Raw genomic sequence first — 1,058 nt, 5'->3', positions numbered from 1 at the left:
TTTCCTTTCTGAGTGTAAAATAAAAAGAGTTAAGCTAGTTGCTTCACTCGTGAGTAATAATGAGTAAAAAGTTTTCGTTTAAACATTCTGCTATAAAATTGTACTTCACCTTGAGAAAAGCCAGTAAGCAGTGATTGGTTGGCAAGTTTATCTAAATCCTTCTGGGCTTGATGATAGAGTTGTCCCTGGAGTTGTTCAGATGTAGAAAAGATATCATAGGTGAAAATGTAGTTTTTATAAATTCGTTCACATTGTTGTGCGAAAAAAGTTAGTCATATGTTCTCCTTTATTGTAAAAGTAAAAAGCTACTAAGAAAATGGACTTAGTAGCTAGAGTAAATCTATCTAGTAAATTAGATAGACAGCAGTAGAGAAAAGTTATTTGGTTGAAGGATTCTTCCTTCACGGTGGCAACGTTTAGCAAGGTGCATTGCATGAATTACCATCGCTTTCCCAGCCAATCTCATCAGGTAGTCATTGTCATACCCTTAAGATTCTCTTACGCCTTTTGGCGAAGCCAGTTCACTTTACTATTCGGAAAAGTGCGAAAGTCCGAAATGCGTGGAAGTCCACAAAAATGTTTTAAATCTTCACTTCAACCATCAAACAGACTTGACTTTTCTTTCCAAAACGTTTACAATAAAGGTACGAAGTTTAGTGTAGTTTTGGCAATCAGTCCTCTGGTTGTCAGACGCACTTTTTATTTAATTTTCAAAGATCGTGATGCTAGAAGTTAGCATTATTATTTTTAAAACCAATATAACTATCGGCTATATTTATATTATATAACCATTGGTTATATTTGTCAAGAGGTTTTTGGAAAAATTTTTAAAATTTTTAGAGGCTTAAAAATGGACTTTTCGGAACGCTTAAAAGAACTAAGAAAAAAGGCAAGCTTTACTCAAGTTGAAGTTGCCGAAAAACTGGGAATTTCGCAACCTGCTTACGCTTCATGGGAACGTGGAGTAAAAAAACCAACACAGGAGAATCTCGTTAAAATTGCACAAGTTTTAAATGTGTCCGTTGATTATCTGGTTGGGAACTTAGACGAAGAATCAG

At 34.8% G+C, this 1,058-nt stretch carries 1 protein-coding gene; it reads left to right on the top strand.

Features of this window, described 5'->3' with window-relative positions; all coding sequences use genetic code 11:
* Positions 1 to 850: 850 nt before the first annotated feature.
* On the top strand, positions 851 to 1,058 hold a 208-nt coding region (locus GMD1S_RS11215; protein ID WP_000347607.1), incomplete at its 3' end, for a helix-turn-helix domain-containing protein.

This window comes from Streptococcus sp. GMD1S (assembly GCF_000296875.1).
GTDB lineage: Bacteria > Bacillota > Bacilli > Lactobacillales > Streptococcaceae > Streptococcus.
This window is presented reverse-complemented; position numbering and strand designations above follow the sequence as displayed.